Source organism: Streptomyces sp. NPDC051310, assembly GCF_044455245.1.
Lineage (GTDB): Bacteria > Actinomycetota > Actinomycetes > Streptomycetales > Streptomycetaceae > Streptomyces.
In genome coordinates, this window is the sequence record NZ_JBITEO010000024.1 from 24,102 (window position 1) to 43,737 (window position 19,636).

19 protein-coding genes are annotated in these 19,636 nt (G+C 70.9%); 13 read left to right on the forward strand and 6 right to left on the reverse strand.

What is annotated here, in order from left to right; genetic code table 11:
* Window positions 1-110: 110 nt before the first annotated feature.
* Both ACIA79_RS27880 and ACIA79_RS27885 read left to right on the forward strand, forming a co-directional pair.
* Complete coding sequence (locus tag ACIA79_RS27880) at window positions 111-1,475, forward strand: RDD family protein (RefSeq protein ID WP_399431108.1); 1,365 nt, start codon at window positions 111-113, stop codon at window positions 1,473-1,475.
* Window positions 1,476-1,564: 89 nt separating this feature from the next.
* Window positions 1,565-2,293: an RDD family protein gene (locus ACIA79_RS27885; RefSeq protein ID WP_399431109.1), complete on the forward strand. Its 729-nt coding sequence runs from the start codon at window positions 1,565-1,567 to the stop codon at window positions 2,291-2,293.
* On the opposite strand, the gene ACIA79_RS27890 is transcribed toward ACIA79_RS27885, so the two are convergent.
* Entirely contained in the window at window positions 2,279-2,557 is a 279-nt protein-coding gene (locus ACIA79_RS27890; protein WP_399431110.1) for a hypothetical protein, read from the reverse strand. The genes ACIA79_RS27885 and ACIA79_RS27890 overlap by 15 nt on opposite strands.
* A gap of 233 nt (window positions 2,558-2,790) precedes the next feature.
* Between ACIA79_RS27890 and ACIA79_RS27895 the strand changes: the two genes are divergently transcribed.
* The 3 genes from ACIA79_RS27895 to ACIA79_RS27905 all read left to right on the forward strand — a co-directional run bounded on the left by ACIA79_RS27895 (window position 2,791) and on the right by ACIA79_RS27905 (window position 8,348).
* Window positions 2,791-5,202 carry an immune inhibitor A domain-containing protein gene (locus ACIA79_RS27895; RefSeq protein ID WP_399431111.1) on the forward strand — a complete coding sequence of 804 codons (2,412 nt, stop codon included), beginning with the start codon at window positions 2,791-2,793 and terminating at the stop codon, window positions 5,200-5,202.
* 239 nt (window positions 5,203-5,441) lie between these two features.
* Complete coding sequence (locus ACIA79_RS27900; protein ID WP_399431112.1) at window positions 5,442-7,892, forward strand: immune inhibitor A domain-containing protein; 2,451 nt, start codon at window positions 5,442-5,444, stop codon at window positions 7,890-7,892.
* A gap of 123 nt (window positions 7,893-8,015) precedes the next feature.
* Window positions 8,016-8,348 (forward strand): hypothetical protein, encoded by a 333-nt coding sequence (locus tag ACIA79_RS27905; protein WP_399431113.1) that lies wholly within the window; start codon window positions 8,016-8,018, stop codon window positions 8,346-8,348.
* Between the two features lie 28 nt (window positions 8,349-8,376).
* Here ACIA79_RS27905 and ACIA79_RS27910 read toward each other — a convergent pair whose 3' ends face one another.
* Window positions 8,377-8,964 carry an isochorismatase family protein gene (locus ACIA79_RS27910; RefSeq protein WP_399431114.1) on the reverse strand — a complete coding sequence of 196 codons (588 nt, stop codon included), beginning with the start codon at window positions 8,962-8,964 and terminating at the stop codon, window positions 8,377-8,379.
* Between the two features lie 129 nt (window positions 8,965-9,093).
* Complete coding sequence (locus tag ACIA79_RS27915) at window positions 9,094-10,422, reverse strand: nicotinate phosphoribosyltransferase (protein ID WP_399431115.1); 1,329 nt, start codon at window positions 10,420-10,422, stop codon at window positions 9,094-9,096.
* A gap of 95 nt (window positions 10,423-10,517) precedes the next feature.
* On the opposite strand from ACIA79_RS27915, the gene clpS reads away from it, so the two are divergent.
* From clpS to ACIA79_RS27950, 7 genes are all read left to right on the forward strand, one after another.
* Window positions 10,518-10,832 (forward strand): ATP-dependent Clp protease adapter ClpS, encoded by a 315-nt coding sequence (clpS, locus tag ACIA79_RS27920; protein WP_399431193.1) that lies wholly within the window; start codon window positions 10,518-10,520, stop codon window positions 10,830-10,832.
* Window positions 10,832-11,410, forward strand: coding sequence for a DUF2017 domain-containing protein (locus ACIA79_RS27925; protein ID WP_399431116.1), 579 nt, complete (start codon window positions 10,832-10,834; stop codon window positions 11,408-11,410). The genes clpS and ACIA79_RS27925 overlap by 1 nt, the downstream gene beginning before the upstream one ends.
* A gap of 268 nt (window positions 11,411-11,678) precedes the next feature.
* Window positions 11,679-13,103 carry an amino acid permease gene (locus tag ACIA79_RS27930; protein WP_399431117.1) on the forward strand — a complete coding sequence of 475 codons (1,425 nt, stop codon included), beginning with the start codon at window positions 11,679-11,681 and terminating at the stop codon, window positions 13,101-13,103.
* 93 nt (window positions 13,104-13,196) lie between these two features.
* Window positions 13,197-13,619 carry a Mov34/MPN/PAD-1 family protein gene (locus ACIA79_RS27935; RefSeq protein ID WP_073750661.1) on the forward strand — a complete coding sequence of 141 codons (423 nt, stop codon included), beginning with the start codon at window positions 13,197-13,199 and terminating at the stop codon, window positions 13,617-13,619.
* A gap of 87 nt (window positions 13,620-13,706) precedes the next feature.
* Entirely contained in the window at window positions 13,707-13,823 is a 117-nt protein-coding gene (locus ACIA79_RS27940) for a putative leader peptide (protein ID WP_338015559.1), read from the forward strand.
* Between the two features lie 117 nt (window positions 13,824-13,940).
* Window positions 13,941-14,219, forward strand: a complete 279-nt coding sequence (locus ACIA79_RS27945; RefSeq protein ID WP_399431119.1) for a MoaD/ThiS family protein — start codon at window positions 13,941-13,943, stop codon at window positions 14,217-14,219.
* 15 nt (window positions 14,220-14,234) lie between these two features.
* Entirely contained in the window at window positions 14,235-15,185 is a 951-nt protein-coding gene (locus tag ACIA79_RS27950) for a PLP-dependent cysteine synthase family protein (RefSeq protein WP_399431121.1), read from the forward strand.
* 109 nt (window positions 15,186-15,294) lie between these two features.
* Here the strand turns inward: ACIA79_RS27950 and ACIA79_RS27955 are convergent, their stop codons facing one another.
* On the reverse strand, window positions 15,295-15,759 hold the full coding sequence (locus ACIA79_RS27955) for a type II toxin-antitoxin system PemK/MazF family toxin (protein WP_399431122.1): 465 nt from the start codon (window positions 15,757-15,759) through the stop codon (window positions 15,295-15,297).
* A 175-nt stretch (window positions 15,760-15,934) separates the two neighbouring features.
* On the opposite strand from ACIA79_RS27955, the gene ACIA79_RS27960 reads away from it, so the two are divergent.
* Complete coding sequence (locus ACIA79_RS27960; protein ID WP_399431123.1) at window positions 15,935-16,687, forward strand: MBL fold metallo-hydrolase; 753 nt, start codon at window positions 15,935-15,937, stop codon at window positions 16,685-16,687.
* Between the two features lie 56 nt (window positions 16,688-16,743).
* Here ACIA79_RS27960 and ACIA79_RS27965 read toward each other — a convergent pair whose 3' ends face one another.
* Together ACIA79_RS27965 and ACIA79_RS27970 are read right to left on the reverse strand one after the other, a co-directional pair.
* Entirely contained in the window at window positions 16,744-18,003 is a 1,260-nt protein-coding gene (locus ACIA79_RS27965; RefSeq protein ID WP_399431124.1) for a PTS transporter subunit EIIC, read from the reverse strand.
* A 224-nt stretch (window positions 18,004-18,227) separates the two neighbouring features.
* Window positions 18,228-19,514, reverse strand: coding sequence for a PTS transporter subunit EIIC (locus tag ACIA79_RS27970; protein WP_399431125.1), 1,287 nt, complete (start codon window positions 19,512-19,514; stop codon window positions 18,228-18,230).
* Window positions 19,515-19,636 lie beyond the last annotated feature (122 nt).

A 19,636-nucleotide genomic window follows, 5' to 3' on the forward strand; every position in this document is an offset into this window, starting at 1 on the left:
GTCCGTGACCGGAAGGGGGTGGTTGCGGCCGGACCGGTCCGTGGGCCCGCGGCGGTCTGATAGATGTGGTGCCTTGAATTGAGGCCTCGAGGAGATACGGGACCACGGTGATGAGCGCCCCAACCCCGGCAACCGGCGACGGCAGCCCCACGCCCGGCTACTACCCCGACCCGTCCATCCCCGGGTACATCCGGTACTGGAACGGTGCCGCCTGGGTGCCCGGCACGAGCCGCCCCGCGCCCAAGGACGGCGAGGCGGCGCCGGTACCGCCCGCCTCGGCCGCGCCCGCTCCGGCGCCCGCCCCGTCCGTGGAGGAGACCGGCCCGGTCTTCTTCGACGAGGAGGAGGCCGCGGCGGAAGCGGCGGCCCGGCAGGAGCCCGCGTCCGTCTGGCAGGCCGACGCCTCGCGCCAGACCGGCTTCGGCGGCGACCGCGACCGCCGGGTGTCCTGGGGCGCGGAGAGCGCCCAGGGGGCGGCCCCGCTGCCGCCGGCCGATCCACGGGTGCCCGCCGCGGGCACGGACCCGACGGGCGGCGCGCTCCCGGGCGTACGGCAGGTGCAGCCCCGCACCGACGGCACGGTCACGATCCGCGCGCAGAAGCCGGCGCCGCAGCCCGGCCCCGGGGGCCAGGAGGCCCCGCCGGCCGAGGGCACCATGACGATCCGCGCCCTGGGCGCGGAGGGGCCGCGCGCCCCGCAGGTCCCGGCCCAGCAGCAGACGCACGCGCCGGCGGCCCCCGCGCCCGCCGCGGCTCCGGCGGTCGCGCCCCACCCGGCCCCCGCTCCTTCGCCGGCCCCCGCTCCTTCGCCGGTCCCGGCGCCTGCTGCCGCTCCCGCGACGCCCCTCGCCCAGGGGCCCGGCGGCGGGGCCGCCTCCTGGGCGCAGCAGGTGCACCAGCTCGCCCGGCCGGACCAGCCCGACCAGCCGGTCGTACCGTGGAAGCCCCCGGTGAACGACCCGTTCCTGCAGGCGGCCCAGGCCCAGGCGGCCGCCCGCCCGGCCGCGCTCGGCAAGCGGCTCGCGGCCCGGCTGATCGACACGGTGGTCCTCGGGGCGGCCGTCGGCGCGGTCGCCGTGCCGTTCGTCAGCAAGGCCCTCGACCACATCGACGGCAAGATCCAGCAGGCCAAGCAGTCGGGCGAGACGGTCACCGTCTGGCTGGTGGACGGCACCACGTCGACGTACTTCGGCATCGCCCTCGCCGCCCTGCTGGTGCTCGGTGTGCTGTACGACGCGGTGCCGACCGCCAAGTGGGGGCGCACCCTCGGCAAGAAGCTGTGCGGTCTGGAGGTGCGGGACATCGAGTCGCACGAACCCCCGGCGTTCGGTGCCGCGCTGCGCCGCTGGCTGGTCTACAGCGTGCTGGGCATCCTCGTGGTCGGTGTCGTCAATGTGCTGTGGGCGCTGATCGACCGCCCCTGGCGCCAGTGCTGGCACGACAAGGCCGCGCACACCTTCGTCGCCGGCAGCTGACCGGCCGGCAGCTGACCCGAAGGGGTGGGGCTAGCCCGAACGGCGGGCGATCCGTTGCGGGGCCCCGGCGGGCGGGTTGCACTGCCCACATGAGCAACGAACCGCCGCCCGCCGGCCCGCCCCCCGAGGACGACCCCTTCCGCAAGAGACCGGAGGAGCCACCGGCGCCCCCTCCGCCTCCACCGGGCGGTGGCGGGCCCGGGCCCGGCAACCCGTACGGCGGAGGCGCCTCGGACCCCTACGGCGGGGGCGGCCCGTACGGCGGGGGCGGAGGCGGCCCCTACGGCCCCGGAGGACCCGGTGGCCCCGGTGGCCCCTACGGGTACGGCGGCGCGGACCCGCTCGCCGGGATGCCGCCGCTCGCCGACTCGGGCAAGCGCGTCCTGGCCCGGATCATCGACTGGTTCATCATCTTCGTGCCGCTCGCGCTCATCGGGCTGCCGTTCCGCATCTACGACAGGGTGGCCGAGGACGGCGACGTCGCGGACGTGTGGCGAGGGGACGGCGGTCAGTGGGTCCTGCAGCTCATCTCGATCGTGGCGTACGTCGCCTACGACACCATCATGACGGCGAAGCGCAACGGCCAGACGTTCGGCAAGCAGCTGATGGGCCTGCGGGTCGCGATGCTCAACGACGGCAGCGTGCCGAACACGAACGCCGCGCTGACGCGGGCGATGGTGCTGTGGCTGCCCGCGCTGATCTGCTGCGCCTGTCTGTGGCCGCTGCTGCTGCTGGTCCTCATCCTGCTCGACAAGCCGTACAAGCAGGGTCTGCACGACAAGGCGGCCAGGACGGTCGTCGTCTCAACGACGCAGTGAGTGCTCCTCGGCGTGAGCACGCGGGCGCGGCACCCGCGGGGCCGGCCGGCCCGGGGCCCCGTCGGCGCCGGCCGCGGCGGCCGCCCGGGCCCTCCGGGGCGCCGGCATGCCCAGCGTGACCAGGACACCGAGCAGCAGCGAGACCACTCCGACGAGCGCGACACCGAGCCCGGTGGTGGTGCGGGAGAGCAGCAGCAGGGCGACGGTCGAGAAGACGACGGTGGCCGAACCGTAGGCGAGCTGTGCGGCAGTCGGACGCGGCATGACGGAACCGTCCTCAATGCATCGGTAGGAGTGACTCGCAACTCGGTCGCACTATCCAACGACTCTACGACGGTGGATTCCCGAGAGGAACCGGTAGTAAGCGTGACCTAACCCACGGTACCGGTGCATGGGGGGCGCACAGCATCACGGCCTATGCCGATTGGCCGGAACGGGGCGCCCGCTGACGCGAAACACCGTCGGGATCCACTTCGCACAGGGGAGGACCGCAGCAAGTGACCCACAGGACGCGCGCGTTGAGCGCAGCCGCCGTGCTGCTGACGCTGGCGGCGGCCCCGGCGCCGCAGCCCCCGCCCGGCACCGGACCACCCGCCGCCGCCGTGGCGGGGGGCGCCCACGACGACGCCGCCCACGGCACCGCCGAGGGCAGGCACGACGGGCACGTCATCGACGGCCCCTACAGCGCCCGGCAGCGGCAGCAGCGCCAGGCCGCGCTGGAGCAACTCCTCGCCGGGCGCGCCAAGTTGGAGCGGCGCGGCGGCTCGCGGGTGGTCAGGCTCGGCGACCGCAAGTACGTCGAGCTGGGCCGTGAGCGCACCGACCGGATCTTCACGATCCTGGTGGAGTTCGGCGACAGGGTGGACGACTCCACGATGTACGACCCGGACGGGCCGGACGGCCCCGCGCCGGCGGTCGTGAAGTACGGCGGTACGCCGGGCCCGCTGCACAACCGGATCCCGCGACCGGACCGTACGAAGGACAACTCGACCGACTGGCGCCCGGACTACGACCGCGAGCACTTCCGCACCCTCTACTTCGGCGAGGGCGACGGCGTCGAGTCGCTCAAGACGTACTACGAACGGACGTCGTCGGGCCGCTACTCCGTGGAGGGCGAGGTCTCGGACTGGGTGAAGGTGGAGTACAACGAGGCCCGCTACGGCTCCAACTACTGCGGCAACAACAACTGCCCCAACGTGGAGGACCTGGTCCGCGACGGGGTGGCCGCCTGGGTGGCCGGACAGAAGGCCGCGGGCCGCACCGACGCCCAGCTCGCGGAGCAGGTGGCGCGGTTCGACGCGTGGGACCGGACCGACCACGACAACGACGGGGTCTTCGAGGAGCCGGACGGCTACATCGACCACTTCCAGATCGTGCACGCCGGCGAGGACGGCTCGGCGGGCGGCGGCGCCCAGGGCCCGGACGCGCTGTGGGCGCACCGCGGTTACGCGTACAGCAGGGACGACGGCGACCGGGGCCCGGCGGGGTTCAAGGCGGGCGGGGTGCCGGTCGGCGGCACCGGCGTCTGGGTCGGCGACTACACCATGCAGCCGGAGAACGGCGGCCTGGGTGTCTTCGCCCACGAGTACGCGCACGACCTGGGCCTGCCGGACCTGTACGACACCAACAACGTGCCGGGCGTGGAGAACTCGGTCGGCTTCTGGTCGCTGATGTCGTCCGGGTCCTGGCTGGGCACCGGCAAGGAGTCGATCGGGGACCTGCCGGGGGACATGACCGCCTGGGACAAGCTCCAGCTCGGCTGGCTGAGCTACGAGCGGGCCGAGGCGGCGACCGCGTCCACGCACACGCTGGGCGTCTCGGCGTACAACACCCGCCGGCCGCAGGCGCTGGTGGTGGAGCTGCCGGAGAAGACCGTCACCACCACCGTGGTGAGACCGGCCGAGGGCCTGCGCCAGTGGTGGAGCGACCACGGCGACAACCTGTCCCACACGCTCACCCTCGCCCGCCCGGTCGACCTGACCGGCCGGACCCGGGCGGCGCTGACCCTCGACGGCTGGTGGGACATCGAGAAGGACTACGACTACCTGTACACACAGGTGTCGACGGACGGCGGTGCCAGCTGGCGGACCATCGACGGCACGGCGGACGGCCGGCCGATCCCGCGCGACGGCGGCGACAAGCCGGCGCTGACCGGTGTGTCCGGGGAGTACCGCAAGCTGGTCTACCCCCTCGACGCGTACGCCGGGCGGCAGATCGGCATCCGCTTCCGCTACCGCACGGACGGCGGCGTGTCCGGGATGGGCTTCGCGGCGGACGGCATCTCCGTCACGGCGGACGGGGTGACGCTCGTCGCGGACGGGGCCGAGAGCGCCGACGGCCCGTGGAGCGCGCGCGGCTTCGCGCGGGTGGGCGGGACGGTCACCGGGGTCTTCCCGCAGTTCTACCTGGCCGAGAACCGGCAGTACGTCTCCTACGACCGGACCCTGCGGGTCGGGCCGTACAACTTCGGCTTCGGCAGGCCGAAGGAGAACTGGGTCGAGCACTACGCCTACGGTCCGGGTCTGCTGATCTGGCAGTGGGACACCTCGCAGCGCAACAACAACGTCACCGAGCACCCGGGGCAGGGGCTGCTGCTGCCGGTGGACGCCCACCCGGAGCCGATGCGGTGGACGGACGGCACGGCGATGTCCAACAAGATCACACCGTACGACGCGGCCTTCAGCCGTTTCCCCACCCCCGGGTTCACCCTGCACAAGCAGGACGTACCCCTCTACATCCAGCCGCGGAAGGGCAATCCGGTCTTCGACGACCACAAGGGCGTGTACTGGTCCGCGGAGAACCGGTACGCCGGGGTGCGCACCGCCGACACGAACACCCGGATCGCGATCGTCGCTCAGCCGCGGAGCGGCGCCACCCTCACCGTGGAGGTGGGTCCTTCGGTACCGTGAGGCCCTGCTGACCTGCGTCTGCTCCCGCCGGGCGGCCGCCACCGGAACTCCCGGTGGCGGCCGCTCGGTTCGTCCGGAATGCGGATCACGCGTGGCGCATAGTGGCTTGGTCTGTCCAAGTCAAGATCTGTCTTTTCTCTCGTTCATCCGGTCGAATGTCGTCACTTATGGCGCGACTCCGCACGCGGATAACACTTCGACCCCCCATCCGCGGATCGCGGGCGCGGGGAGGACATTAAGTGACCAGCAGACGACGCGCGTTCAGAGCGTCCGCGGTGATCGTGGCCCTGGCCGCCACCGCCGCGACCGCCTCGGCCCTCACCACGGCCCAGGCAGACAACCGCCCCACCGACGGCATCGAGCGCCACGACCCGGCGCCCGGCGCTCACGAGGCCCACGGGGCCCCGGGGCACGACCACGCCGCGAAGGTCGACCACGACCTCGACGGCCCGTTCAGCAAGCAGCAGGCTCAGGCGCGCGAGGCCGCGCTGGAGCAGGTGCTGGCCGGCGACCTCACGGTGGAGCGCAGGGGTGCCTCCAAGGTCGTCAAGCTCGACGACAGGAAGTACGTCGAGCTGGGCCGTGAGAAGACGGACAAGATCTTCACCATCCTGGTCGAGTTCGGCGACAAGGTCGACAACACGACGCTGGTCGACCGTGCGGACGACGACACCACCGAGCCGAAGCCGAAGTTCGGCGGCACGCCCGGCCCGCTGCACAACCAGATAGCCGAGCCGGACCGCTCGAAGGACAACTCGACGGCCTGGCAGAAGGACTACAACCGGCAGCACTTCCAGGACCTGTACTTCGGTACGGGCAAGGACAAGAAGACCGGTCAGCAGAAGCACTCGCTCAAGACCTACTACGAGCGCACCTCGTCGGGCCGCTACTCGGTCGACGGTGCCGTCTCCGACTGGGTCAAGGTCGAGTACAACGAGGCCCGCTACGGCTCGAACTACTGCGGCAACAGCAACTGCGCCAACGTGTGGGACGCCGTCCGCGACGGTGTGACCGCGTGGACCGCGCAGCAGAAGGCGGCCGGCAAGACCGACGCCGAGATCAAGGCGCAGCTGGCCCAGTACGACCAGTGGGACCGCTACGACTTCGACGCCGACGGCAACTTCAACGAGGCCGACGGCTACATCGACCACTTCCAGATCGTCCACGCCGGTGAGGACGAGTCCGCGGGCGGCGGCGCCCAGGGCTCCGACGCGCTGTGGGCCCACCGCTGGTACGCGTACGGCACCGACGCCGGCAAGACCGGCCCGGCCAACAACAAGGCCGGCGGCACCCAGATCGGCACCACCGGCATCTGGGTCGGCGACTACACCATGCAGCCGGAGAACGGCGGCCTCGGCGTCTTCGCCCACGAGTACGGCCACGACCTCGGCCTGCCGGACCTGTACGACACCTCCGGCAAGGCGGGCGCCGAGAACTCGACCGGCTTCTGGTCCCTGATGTCGTCCGGCTCCTGGCTCGGCCTCGGCAAGAACGAGATCGGCGACATGCCCGGCGACATGACGTCGTGGGACAAGCTGCAGCTCGGCTGGCTGAACTACGAGAAGGCCAAGGCGGCGACCAAGTCGAAGCACACGCTGGGCGTCTCGGAGTACAACACCAAGAACCCGCAGGCCCTCGTCGTCGAGCTGCCGAAGAAGAAGGTCACCACCCCGGTCGTGAAGCCCGCCGAGGGCGCCACGCAGTGGTGGAGCGACATGGGTGACGACCTCAAGAACACCCTCACCCGCTCGGTCGACCTCACGGGCAGGACCAAGGCCGAGCTGACGCTCGACGCCTGGTGGGACATCGAGAAGGACTACGACTACCTCTACACCGAGGTGTCGACCGACGGCGGCAAGCAGTGGACCGCCCTCGCCGGCACGGCGAACGGCAAGGCCATCCCGGCGGACGCGAGCGGCGCCCCGGCGCTGACGGACGTCTCCGGCTCCTGGCAGAAGCTGGCCTTCCCGCTCGACGCGTACGCGGGCAAGAAGATCGACCTCCGCTTCCGCTACCAGACGGACGGCGGCGCGGGCGGCAAGGGCTTCACGGCCGACGCCATCGCGGTGACGGCGGACGGCGCCCCGGTCTTCTCGGACAACGCCGAGAACGGTGACAACGGCTGGACCGCGAAGGGCTTCTCCCGGATCGGCGAATCCTTCACCAACGAGTACGAGCAGTACTACATCGCCGAGAACCGGCAGTACGTCTCGTACGACGGCACGCTGAAGGTCGGCCCGTACAACTTCGGCTTCGCCGCGCCGAAGGACAGCTGGGTGGAGCACTACCCCTACCAGACCGGTCTGCTGATCTGGCAGTGGGACACCTCCCAGAAGGACAACAACACCGCCGTCCACCCGGGCGAGGGCCTGATCCTGCCGATCGACGCCCACGCCAAGCCCATGAAGTGGACCGACGGCACGCTGCTGCGCAACCGGATCCAGGCCTTCGACTCGCCCTTCAGCCGGTACCGGACGGACAGCTTCACGCTGCACAAGGCCGACGTGCCGCTGCGGATCAAGAGCCAGTCCGGTGTCCCGGTCTTCGACGACCGCAAGGGCGTCTACTGGTACGAGGAGACCGCGCGCGCGGGCGTCAAGGTAACTGACACCAACACCAAGATCTCGATCGTGAAGCAGCCGAAGAACGGCCGCACGATCACGGTCCAGGTCGGCCCGTCGACGAAGTAAACCCTGTCGTCGCAGGTCAGAGCATGATCGGCCGTCGCCCTCTAGCGGGCGGCGGCCGATTCTGTTTAGGTGCGTGGGGGCCCGTTCCTATTGACACACCATCTCACGGGGGAGTGGTTCAGCATGCCCGGTGGAGGCTTCACCAAATTGCCCGGCGGCAACGTCGTGGTCGCGATCGGCCTGCCCAGCCCGGTCGGCGACGGCTCGACGGTCCGGATCCTGGTCCACGCGGCCAACCGCGCCCGCGCCCTGACCCGGCTGCGGAACCTGGGCCTGCGCGCCGTCTACCTGCGGGGCAACACCCACCCGCCGACGCCCGACGAGATCACCGCGGTCCTCCACCACCCGGACGGACTGCTGTGGCGGGCCTCCCCGCAGGCCGCCACGGAGCTCTGGCACCCCATCCGGGCCCTGCTGCCGCAGTCACGCGTCTGGGGAGCCCCACGCGGCGTCTGAGACCGGTCTCCGCGGCGGGTCCGGCCGGTCAGACGACCGGCTTGCCGGTCAGCTCGACGCCCGCCCCGCGCAGCTCGTCCAGGGCGCGCTGCGTGGTCTGCGCGGAGACGCCCGCCGTCAGGTCCAGCAGCACCTGGGTCCGGAAGCCCTCCCGGGCCGCGTCCAGGGCCGTGGCGCGCACGCAGTGGTCCGTGGCGATGCCCACCACGTCGACCTCGCTCACCTCCCGCTCGCGCAGCCACCGCGCGAGCGGGACGCCGTTCTCGTCCGCGCCCTCGAAGCCGCTGTACGCCGCCTTGTACGCGCCCTTGTCGAAGACGGCGTCGATCGCACCCGAGGCGACCGCGGGGGCGAAGTTCGGGTGGAAGCCCACGCCCTCCGTGCCGGCCACGCAGTGCCGCGGCCAGGAGCTCGCGTAGTCGGGGGTCTCGGAGAAGTGGCCGCCCGGGTCGACGTGGTGGTCCCGGGTGGCCACGACGTGCCGGTACACCGCGCCGGCGGACTCGCCGATCAGGTCGGTGATGGCGGCGGCGACGTCCGCGCCCCCCGCCACCGCGAGGCTGCCGCCCTCGCAGAAGTCGTTCTGAACGTCCACGACGATCAATGCGCGGTGCATGGCGGGTGTCCTTCGGTGGTGGGGGAGCGACCGGCGGTCATCGCCGGTCCTGATGCGGGGATGCCACCGAGCCTAGAGACTTCGCCCGCCCGGCGGGAGGGGGCCCGGCGGACCGCCCCGCCCCGGCGGTCAGAGGTACTCGGTCGGGATGACCGGCTCGCCGCGCGAGAGCTGCGTGGCCGACATCGGCAGCCCCGCGCGCGCCGCGATGTGCCGCTCGCGCGCCGCGTCCAGCGGTTCGCGGCCCACGATCCCGCCGCCCTTGACCAGCTCGACCAGCAGCTGCCGGCCGGCGAGCTCCGCCGGCACCGGGCCCGTGCCGACGACCTCCGCCTCGGCGGTCCCGTCCGCGCCCTGCCGCCGCGCGGCCCACTTGCGGCCGCCGATCGACATCTTGCCGCCCAGCGACTTCTTCGCCACCGGCTGCAGCGGGGCCCGCGGGTCCGCGGACTCGGCGCGTGCGACGAGCTTGTAGACCATGGAGCCGGTGGGGTGGCCGCTGCCGGTGACCAGCTGCGTTCCCACGCCGTACGCGTCCACGGGCGCCGCCGCCAGCGACGCGATGGCGTACTCGTCCAGGTCGGAGGTGACGATGATCCGCGTGTCGCGCGCGCCCAGCTCGTCCAGCTGCTGGCGCACCCGGTGGGCGACCAGCAGCAGGTCGCCGGAGTCGATGCGCACCGCGCCCAGCTCGGGCCCGGCCACCTCCACGGCGGTGCGCACCGCCTCGGCGACGTCGTACGTGTCGACCAGCAGCGTCGTCCCGCGGCCCAGGGAGTCCACCTGGGCGCGGAAGGCGTCCCGCTCGGTGTCGTGCAGCAGCGTGAAGGCGTGCGCGGACGTGCCCACGGTCGGGATGCCGTAGCGGAAGCCGGCCGCCAGGTCGGAGGTGGAGTCGAAGCCGCCGACGTACGCGGCGCGGGCCGAGGCGACCGCGGACAGCTCGTGCGTGCGGCGCGCGCCCATCTCGATCAGCCGCCGGCCGCCGGCCGCCGAGGACATCCGCGAGGCGGCCGCCGCGATGGCCGAGTCGTGGTTGAGGATCGACAGGATCACCGTCTCCAGCAGCACGCACTCGGCGAAGGAGCCCTCGACGCGCAGGATGGGCGAACCGGGGAAGTAGACCTCGCCCTCGGGGTAGCCCCAGATGTCCCCGCCGAAGCGGTACTCCGCCAGCCAGGCGAGGGTCGGCTCGTCGACGATGCCGTGCTCGCGCAGGAACCCGAGGACGCCCGCGTCGAAGCGGAAGTTCTCCACGGCGTCCAGGACACGGCCGGTGCCGGCCACCACGCCGTAGCGGCGGCCCTCCGGCAGGCGCCGGGTGAAGACCTCGAAGACCGAGCGCCGGTCGGCGGTCCCGCCCCGCAGGGCCGCCTGCAGCATGGTCAGCTCGTACTGGTCGGTGAAGAGCGCGGTAGACGGCACGTCCACCGGCAGCCCAAGATCCGCAGCGTTCATACGACGATGCTACCCCCAATACTCGTCAGAGTGACGATTTCCCCGAACGCCGTTTGCCCGGCCGGTTTGTGCGACCCCCCACCCCCAGTGGCAGCATTGGCTGGGTGAGTGTTGCTCCCACTGAGATCGAACGCCCCGAATCGGCCGAAGAGTCGTTCGCCGTCACCGAACCCGACGTGCCCTGGGTGACGATCGTCCACAATGACCCGGTCAACCTCATGAGCTATGTGACGTACGTCTTCCAGGCGTACTTCGGCTACTCCAAGGACAAGGCGCACAAGCTGATGCTCGACGTGCACCACAAGGGCCGGGCCGTGGTGTCCAGCGGCACCCGCGAGGAGATGGAGCGAGACGTGCAGGCGATGCACGGGTACGGGCTGTGGGCGACGCTCTCCCAGGACCGCGGCTGATGAGCGGGCACTTCGAGGCGCTGCCCGGCGGCGGCGCGGCCGTCCCCCTGGACGAGGTCGAGGTCTCCATCCTCCGCTCCCTGGCCGTGCAGATGCTGGAGCTGATCGGCCCCGGCGACCAGCCGGCCCAGGGCGAGGACCCGCTGGCCGCGCTCTTCCGCGACGGCCCGAGCGAGCCGCCGGCCGACCCGGCGCTGGCCCGGCTCTTCCCGAACGCGTACGCGGACGACGACGAGGAGCTGCGGGCGGCGTCCGCCGAGTTCCGCCGCTACACCGAGAACGACCTGCGCGCCCGCAAGCGCGAGGACGCCCTCGCCGTCGTACGGAGCCTCGACGCGCTCGGCGCGGCGGGCGAGGGCGGCGCGGTCCTGGAGCTGTCCGCCGACGACTCCCGCCACTGGCTCGGCGCGCTGAACGACCTGCGGCTGACCATCGGCACCCGGCTGGAGGTCAGCGACGAGGACGAGAACGATGACCTGTACCGGCTGCCGGACTCCGACCCGCGCAAGCCGATGGTGATGGCGTACCTCTGGCTGGGGGCGCTGCAGGAGACGCTCGTCGAGACGCTGATGCCCTGACCGCCGCCGGACCCGCCGTCGCGATCACGTTCGCTCAGCGGACGCTCGGATCCGCATAACGATCGGATTACCAGGAAGCCCCTCTTTGGCCGGAAGAGGGGCTTTTTGCCTGCTTTCCTCCGTCTCGATCAGGGGTGCGACCGTGGTAAATCTTCACGATCGCCCGGGAACGCCACCCATGTCCCCGGGTGCGCTTGGGCCGGCAGACCGCCGGTGGCACTCCATCCATATCCGGGGGGATCAGCGTGGAGAAAGGCGCATCAGAACCATGACCTCAGTGCAGGTCGACCAGCACGACGACGCGTCCGGCAAGGCCGCGGCCGACGGCGGCGAGGGCTACCAGCGGGGCCTCGGCGCCCGCCAGATCCAGATGATCGCGATCGGCGGAGCCATCGGCACCGGGCTCTTCCTCGGCGCGGGCAAGGCCATCTCCAAGGCCGGCCCCAGCCTCATCCTGGCGTACGCCATCGCCGGCCTCGTCATCTTCTTCATCATGCGGGCCCTGGGCGAGCTGCTCATGTACCGCCCGGTCTCCGGCTCCTTCTCGGAGTACGCCCGCGAGTTCGTCGGACCCTTCGCCGGCTTCGTCACCGGCTGGACCTACTGGCTCTTCTGGGTGGTCACCGGCATCACCGAGGTCACCGCGGCCGCCACGTACATGACGTACTGGTGGGACATCCCGCAGTGGATCTCCGCCCTCGTCTTCACGATCGTCCTGTACGGCGCGAACCTGATCTCCGTGAAGCTCTTCGGCGAGCTGGAGTTCTGGTTCTCGATGGTCAAGGTGACCGCCATCATCGGCATGATCCTGATCTGCGCCGGCATCCTCACCCTCGGCTTCTCCGACGCCGGTGACACCGCGTCCGTGACCCACCTGTGGGCCGACGGCGGCTTCTTCCCCAAGGGCATCGGCGGCACCGTCATGACCCTGCAGATCGTGATGTTCGCCTTCCTCGCCGTCGAGCTCGTCGGCGTCACCGCCGGTGAGTCCAAGGACCCCGAGAAGACCCTGCCCAAGGCCATCAACACCGTGCCGTGGCGCATCGCCGTCTTCTACGTCGGCGCGCTGATCATGATCCTGTCGGTCGTGCCCTGGACGCACTTCCAGCCGGGCGTCTCGCCGTTCGTCGCCGCTTTCGAGCAGATGGGCCTCGGCGTCGGCGCCGCGATCGTGAACTTCGTGGTGCTGACCGCCGCCCTGTCCTCCTGCAACTCGGGCATGTACTCCACCGGCCGGATGCTGCGCGACCTCGCCCTCAACGGGCAGGGCCCGGCGCTCTTCACCCGGCTGACGAAGTCCGGCACACCGCTGATCGGCACCACCTTCTCGGCCGCCCTGATGCTCGTCGGCGTGTGGATCAACTACCAGTGGCCCGGCGACGCCTTCGAGAAGGTCGTCTCGTTCGCCACCATCTCCGGCATGTGGGCCTGGATCATGATCCTGGTCTCGCAGATCCGCTACCGGGCCAGGGCCGACCGCGGAGAGCTGCCGCAGTCCTCGTTCAAGGCGCCGGGAGCCCCCTTCACCAGCTGGTTCGCCCTGCTGTTCATCTTCGGCGTCATCGTGATGATGGGCGTCGACGCGGAGGCCCGGGTCTCGCTGTACTGCGCCCCGCTGTGGGCCCTGATCCTGGGTGTGTCCTACCTGGTGCTCAAGGCGCGCAACCCGGAGAACGCCGCCTTCAAGCGGTAGCACCGCAGGCGGCCTCCCCGGCTCCGTCCAGCATGTGGGCCCGTCCGTACCAACCCTCGGTACGGACGGGCCCCTCTGCTTATCCTGATGCCCATGCTGACCATCACACGGGCCCTCTACGACCAGATCGTCGCGCACGCACGCGAGGACCACCCGGACGAGGCCTGCGGCGTGGTCGCGGGCCCGGCCGGCTCCGGCCGCCCCGAGCGCTTCATCCCGATGCTCAACGCCGCCCGCTCGCCCACCTTCTACGAGTTCGACTCGGGCGACCTGCTGAAGCTCTACCGCGAGATGGACGACCGCGACGAGGAGCCGGTCGTCATCTACCACTCGCACACCGCCACCGAGGCCTACCCCTCACGCACCGACGTCTCCTACGCCAACGAGCCCGGCGCGCACTACGTGCTCGTCTCCACGGCGGACACCGACGGGGCCGGCCCCTTCCAGTTCCGCTCGTACCGGATCGTCGACGGCGAGATCACCGAGGAAGAGGTCGAGGTCGTCGACGCCTACTGAGGCGCCCTTCTCGCATGATGGGCGCAAAGCGTCCGTCATGCGAGATCACACTCCGGATCCCGGACCGGGAATCGATACGATGACCGCATGGTTTTCCTCGACGTGAGCGAACAGACGCCGGGCACCGTGCTGCTCGTGGCGCGGCTGCACGTCGACCTGTGCCGCCTCGCCAGCGCCATGTGTCCGCGCTGCGCCGCCGCTTGACCGGCCCGACCGCGCACCACCCGCACGACCCGCACCCCGCCGCGCCCGTCCGTGCGCGCACGCGGCAGGCCCGCACCGCCTCCGCCCCACTCCGCCCTTCCGACAGGAGCCCACGCCATGGCCATCGAGGTCCGCATCCCGACCATCCTCCGTACCTACACCGACGGCGCCAAGGCCGTCGAGGGCAGCGGAGCGACCCTCGCCGACCTCTTCGCCGACCTCGAGACCCGGCACGCGGGCATCCGGGAGCGCATCGTCGACGGCGGCGAGCTGCGCCGGTTCGTGAACGTCTATCTGAACGACGAGGACGTCCGCTTCCTCGACGGCATCAACACCAAGCTGTCCGACGGTGACAACGTCACGATCCTGCCGGCCGTGGCCGGCGGCATGCGCTGAGCGGCACCGGCGCCGATGCGTTACGACAGCCCCCTCGCCGCGGTCGGCAACACCCCGCTGGTCCGGTTGCCGCGCCTGTCCCCTTCGGACGAGGTGCGCATCTGGGCCAAGCTGGAGGACCGCAACCCGACCGGCTCGATCAAGGACCGGCCGGCCCTGCACATGATCGAGCAGGCCGAGAAGGACGGCCGGCTCACCCCCGGCTGCACCATCCTGGAGCCCACCAGCGGCAACACGGGCATCTCCCTCGCGATGGCGGCCAGGCTCAAGGGCTACCGCATCGTGTGCGTGATGCCCGAGAACACCTCGCATGAGCGGCGTGAACTGCTCGCGATGTGGGGCGCCGAGATCATCTCCTCGCCGGCCGCCGGCGGCTCCAACACGGCCGTGCGGGTCGCCAAGGAACTCGCCGCCGAGCACCCCGACTGGGTGATGCTCTACCAGTACGGCAACCCCGGCAACGCGGGCGCGCACTACGCGACGACCGGCCCGGAGATCCTGGCCGACCTGCCGTCCCTCACCCACTTCGTGGCGGGGCTCGGGACCACCGGAACGCTGATGGGCGTCGGCCGCTACCTGCGCGAGCACAAGCCGGACGTGAGGATCGTCGCCGCCGAGCCGCGCTACGACGACCTCGTCTACGGACTGCGGAACCTCGACGAGGGCTTCGTCCCCGAGCTGTACGACGCCTCCGTCCTCACCACGCGCTTCTCGGTCGGCTCCGCCGACGCGGTCACCCGCACCCGGGAACTCCTCCAGCAGGAGGGCATCTTCGCGGGCGTCTCGACGGGCGCGGCGCTGCACGCCGCGATCGGCGTCGGGAAGAAGGCGGTCAAGGCCGGCGAGAGCGCGGACATCGTGTTCGTCGTGGCCGACGGCGGCTGGAAGTACCTCTCGACCGGCGTCTACACGGCCGCCACCACCGAAGAGGCCATCGCCACCCTCCAGGGCCAGCTCTGGGCCTGACGCCCGGCCGCGGGGAGCCGGGCGCCACCGGCCGGACACGACCGCCGCGGACCTCCCCGGGGCCTGCCTTCCGGAAGGGCGGGCCCCAGGGTTTTTCGTTCGGCACCCTCTAGGCGGACAAGTGGCGCACCCGGTCCCACACCAGGGGGTCCACCTCGCCCACGCGGCGGCGGAACCGTGCCAGCGGGACGTGGCGGAGCTCGTCCGTCTCCAGGAAGCTCGGCCGCCCCCGCGCGTCACCCACCGCACCGGGCCGCAGGGCGATCAGCCCCGGCCGGCCCTCCCGGTAGCGGCTGGTGATCTTGGCGACGAGCGCCGCGTCGCCGTCCCGCACCGCCAGGACCAGGCACGGGCGGTCCTTGGAGCCCGGCCCGTCCTCGTACGGCACGTCGGCCCACCAGATCTCGCCCGGCCGCGGCCGCCGCGCCGGCACACCGGTCGGCCGCCCCGGCGGACGGGCCGGGGGGCGCGTACGGCCACCCGGACGGCGGCCGCGCAACCGCCCGTCGGTCACGGCCGCCACCAGGGCGAGCACCACGACGGCGCAGAGCGCCGGCCACCAGGACGTGTCCATACGCCGGAACGGTACAAGCACGGTGCTCCGCCCGAACCGGTGACAGCACAGGTGAGTTCCCCCACAACGGGGCACTGCGAAGGAGCGACCCGCGCCACCGCGCCTTACGCTCGGTAAACCGCACGACCTCCCCCCGTCAGCGTCCCCCGCTCCCGTCCACGGAGGTTCTCGCTCCATGAAGCTCACCGTCGTCGGCTGCTCCGGGTCGTTCCCGTCCGCGGAATCGGCCTGCTCGAGCTACCTCGTCGAGGCCGACGGCTTCCGGCTGCTCCTCGACATGGGCAACGGTGCCCTGGGCGAGCTGCAGCGCCACATCGGTCTGTACGACCTGGACGCGATCTTCCTCAGCCATCTGCACGCCGATCACTGCATCGACATGTGCGGGTACTTCGTCGCGCGCTACTACCGCCACGAGGGCGGCCGCTGCCCCGCGATCCCGGTGTACGCGCCCGACGGCGCCGAGCAGCGCCTGACGACGGCGTACGCCGACACGCCGTCCGACACGTCGATGAGCGAGGTGTTCGACTTCCACGCGCTCAAGGCCGGCTCGTTCGACCTCGGCCCCTTCCACGTCCGTACGGAGAAGGTGTGCCACCCGGTCGAGGCGTACGGCATCCGCGTCGAGCACGGCGGGAAGTCGATCACGTACTCCGGTGACACCGGCGTGTGCGACGAGCTGGACGCCCTCGCCGACGGCACGGACCTCTTCCTGTGCGAGGCGTCCTTCACCTACGGCAAGGAGGACATCCCGGGCCTCCACCTGAACGGCCGCGAGGCGGGCGCGCACGCGGCCCGGGCCGGGGCGCGGCGGCTGGTCCTGACGCACATCCCGCCGTGGACCGACGGCGAGCGCAACCTGGCGGACGCGCGCGCCGTCTACGACGGCCCGGCGGAGCTCGCCCGGGCGGGCGCGGTGTACGAGGTGTGATCCCATGCGAAGGCCCCCGGAACCATGGGTTCCGGGGGCCTTCGGCGTGGGGCCGCTTACTTGGCTTCGGCCTTCTGGAGCTCGGCGAGCTCCTCGTCGGACTCCCGGCCCGGGGTCGGCAGGTTGAACTTGACGATCGCGAAGCGGAAGACGACGTAGTAGACGGCCGCGAACACCAGGCCGATCGGCACGATCATCCAGGGCTTGGTCGCGAGGTTCCAGCCGAGGCCGTAGTCGATCAGGCCGGCGGAGAAGGTGAAGCCCGCGTGGACGCCGAAGGCCCAGGTGACGGCCATCGAGATGGCGGTCAGGACCGCGTGGATCGCGTACAGGAGCGGTGCGATGAACATGAAGGAGAACTCGATCGGCTCCGTGACGCCGGTGACGAACGAGGTGAGCGCCAGCGAGACCATCATGCCGGTCACGGCCTTGCGGCGCTCCGGCCGGGCCGAGTGCGCGATCGCGAGAGCGGCGGCCGGGAGGCCGAACATCATGATCGGGAAGAAGCCGGACATGAACATACCGGCGCTCGGGTCGCCCGCGAAGAAGCGGTTCAGGTCACCGTGGACCACTTCGCCGGCGGCGTTGGTGAAGTCACCGATCTGGAACCAGGAGACGGTGTTCACGAACTGGTGCATGCCGACAGGGATCAGCGCGCGGTTGATGAGGCCGAACAGACCGGCGCCCGTCGCACCGAGACCCGTCATCCACTCGCCGAAGGAGCTGATGCCGTTGCCGATCGGTTCCCAGACCAGACCGAAGACGACGCCCATGAGGGTGCCGACGAAGGCCATGATGATCGGGACGAGCCTGCGGCCGTTGAAGAAGCCGAGCCAGTCGACCAGCTTCGTGCGGTGGAACTTCTGCCACAGCACCGCGGCCAGCAGGCCCATGATGATGCCGCCCAGGACACCGGGGTTGTTGTACTTCGCCGGGGTGTCCTCGCCCGCCTTGATGACCGCCTCGGCGACCGGGAAGGCCTTGAGCACGTTGCTGTAGACCAGGAAGCCGACCAGCGCGGCCAGCGCGGTGGAGCCGTCGGCCTTCTTGGCGAACCCGATCGCCACGCCGATGCAGAAGAGCATCGGCAGGTTGTCGAAGACGGCGCCGCCGGCGGTGGCGAAGACGGAAGCGACCTTGTCCCAGCCCAGTCCGTCCTTGCCGAACACATCGGGCTGACCGAAACGGAGCAGCAGACCGGCCGCGGGCAGCACGGCGATCGGCAGCTGCAGGCTGCGGCCGACCTTCTGCAGGCCCTGGAACAGGCCCGAGCTCCACTTCTTGCTCGGCGCCACCGAGGCGGTGTCCGTACTCATGCTTCCTCCAGTAGGCAAGGCGCCGCCCGGGGACATGGGAAAAGGGGGACGGCAGCGTCTTGGAAAACGCGGCACCGGAAGGCCGCGTGGTCTACACCACTAACTGGTGTAGACCTGTTTTAGCACGGTGAGGGTTAGATAAGGAACTTGCGATTTGATAACGCCGAAGAGGCCCCGGATCCGAGCAGGTCCGGGGCCCCTTCCGCGTCTCCGCGCAACACTCCCTACGGCTTGGTCACGTCCGTCTCGGCCTCCTCCGGCTCCCGGCCGGGGGTCGGCAGGTCGAACTTGGTGATCGCGAAACGGAAGATCGCGTAGTAGAGGACCGCGAAGACCAGCCCGATCGGAATGATCAGCCACGGCTTCGTCGCCAGGCCCCAGTTGATGACGTAGTCGATCAGACCGGCCGAGAAACTGAAACCGTCCTTCACCCCGAACGCCCACGTCACCGCCATCGACACACCGGTCAGCACCGCGTGGATCGCGTACAGCACCGGGGCGATGAAGAGGAACGAGTACTCGATCGGCTCGGTGATGCCGGTGACGAAGGACGTCAGCGCCACCGACAGCATCAGACCGCCGGTCTCCTTGCGGCGGTGCGGCTTGGCGCAGTGCGTGATGGCCAGGGCGGCGGCGGGCAGTGCGAACATCATGATCGGGAAGAAGCCGGTGGTGAACTGCCCGGCCTCCGGGTCGCCCGCCAGGAACATGGTGATGTCGCCGTGGACGACCGTGCCGTCCGGCTTGGTGTAGCTGCCGAACTGGAACCAGACGGGCACGTTCAGGAACTGGTGCAGGCCGATCACCAGCAGCGCGCGGTTGGCGACGCCGAAGATGCCCGAGCCCCAGGCGCCGAGCCCCACCAGCCAGTCGCTGAAGCTCTCCAGGGCGTCGCCGATCGGCGGCCAGATCCACAGGCACACCACGGCGAAGGCGATCCCGACGAACGACATGATGATCGGGACGAGCCGGCGGCCGTTGAAGAAGCCCAGCCAGTCCACCAGCTTCACCCGGTGGTAACGCTGCCAGAACCATGCCGCGAGCAGTCCCATGACGATGCCGCCGAAGACGCCCGGGTTCTCGTACGTGTACGCCACGAAGGTGTCGTCCGCGCCCATGCAGCCGCCGTTGAGATCCGTGGTGCCGGCCGGGCAGTCCTGGGGGAAGGCGCGCAGCACGCCCCGGTACACCAGGAAGCCGACCACCGCGGCGAGCGCCGTGGAGCCGTCCGACTTCTTGGCCATGCCGATCGCGACGCCCACGCAGAACAGCAGCGGCAGGCCGAGGTCGGCATCGAGCAGCGCCCCGCCCGCACCCGCCATCACCCTGGCGACGTCCGTCCAGCCGGCGCCGTCCGCGCCGAACACGTCCGGCTGGCCCAGGCGGTTGATGATGCCCGCGGCGGGCAGTACGGCGATCGGGAGCTGGAGGCTGCGCCCCATCTTCTGCAGCCCCTGGAAGACGCCCGACCACCGGCTCGGTCTCGGCGGGGCCGCACTCGCGGAACTCATCGGCGTCCTCCTCGTGCTCCCGCTGGGAGACTGGTGTAGACCAGTTGCGATATGGTAGGCGCTGGTGATCGTCATCCTTCGTTACAAGCCGGTCATGCGCCCGCGAAGATGGGCCAACCGTG

Coding starts and splice junctions, on each gene's coding strand:
- ACIA79_RS27955 (WP_399431122.1), bottom strand. CDS start 15,759: ATGGACACGTCCTGGTGGCCGGCGCTCTGCGCCGTCGTGGTGCTCGCC.
- ACIA79_RS27910 (WP_399431114.1), bottom strand. CDS start 8,964: ATGCACCGCGCATTGATCGTCGTGGACGTTCAGAACGACTTCTGCGAG.
- ACIA79_RS27890 (WP_399431110.1), bottom strand. CDS start 2,557: ATGCCGCGTCCGACTGCCGCACAGCTCGCCTACGGTTCGGCCACCGTC.
- ACIA79_RS27915 (WP_399431115.1), bottom strand. CDS start 10,422: ATGAACGCTGCGGATCTTGGGCTGCCGGTGGACGTGCCGTCTACCGCG.
- ACIA79_RS27880 (WP_399431108.1), top strand. CDS start 111: ATGAGCGCCCCAACCCCGGCAACCGGCGACGGCAGCCCCACGCCCGGC.
- ACIA79_RS27945 (WP_399431119.1), top strand. CDS start 13,941: ATGGCCATCGAGGTCCGCATCCCGACCATCCTCCGTACCTACACCGAC.
- ACIA79_RS27925 (WP_399431116.1), top strand. CDS start 10,832: ATGAGCGGGCACTTCGAGGCGCTGCCCGGCGGCGGCGCGGCCGTCCCC.
- ACIA79_RS27940 (WP_338015559.1), top strand. CDS start 13,707: ATGGTTTTCCTCGACGTGAGCGAACAGACGCCGGGCACCGTGCTGCTC.
- ACIA79_RS27930 (WP_399431117.1), top strand. CDS start 11,679: ATGACCTCAGTGCAGGTCGACCAGCACGACGACGCGTCCGGCAAGGCC.
- ACIA79_RS27965 (WP_399431124.1), bottom strand. CDS start 18,003: ATGAGTACGGACACCGCCTCGGTGGCGCCGAGCAAGAAGTGGAGCTCG.
- ACIA79_RS27970 (WP_399431125.1), bottom strand. CDS start 19,514: ATGAGTTCCGCGAGTGCGGCCCCGCCGAGACCGAGCCGGTGGTCGGGC.
- ACIA79_RS27960 (WP_399431123.1), top strand. CDS start 15,935: ATGAAGCTCACCGTCGTCGGCTGCTCCGGGTCGTTCCCGTCCGCGGAA.
- ACIA79_RS27950 (WP_399431121.1), top strand. CDS start 14,235: ATGCGTTACGACAGCCCCCTCGCCGCGGTCGGCAACACCCCGCTGGTC.
- ACIA79_RS27885 (WP_399431109.1), top strand. CDS start 1,565: ATGAGCAACGAACCGCCGCCCGCCGGCCCGCCCCCCGAGGACGACCCC.
- ACIA79_RS27935 (WP_073750661.1), top strand. CDS start 13,197: ATGCTGACCATCACACGGGCCCTCTACGACCAGATCGTCGCGCACGCA.
- ACIA79_RS27905 (WP_399431113.1), top strand. CDS start 8,016: ATGCCCGGTGGAGGCTTCACCAAATTGCCCGGCGGCAACGTCGTGGTC.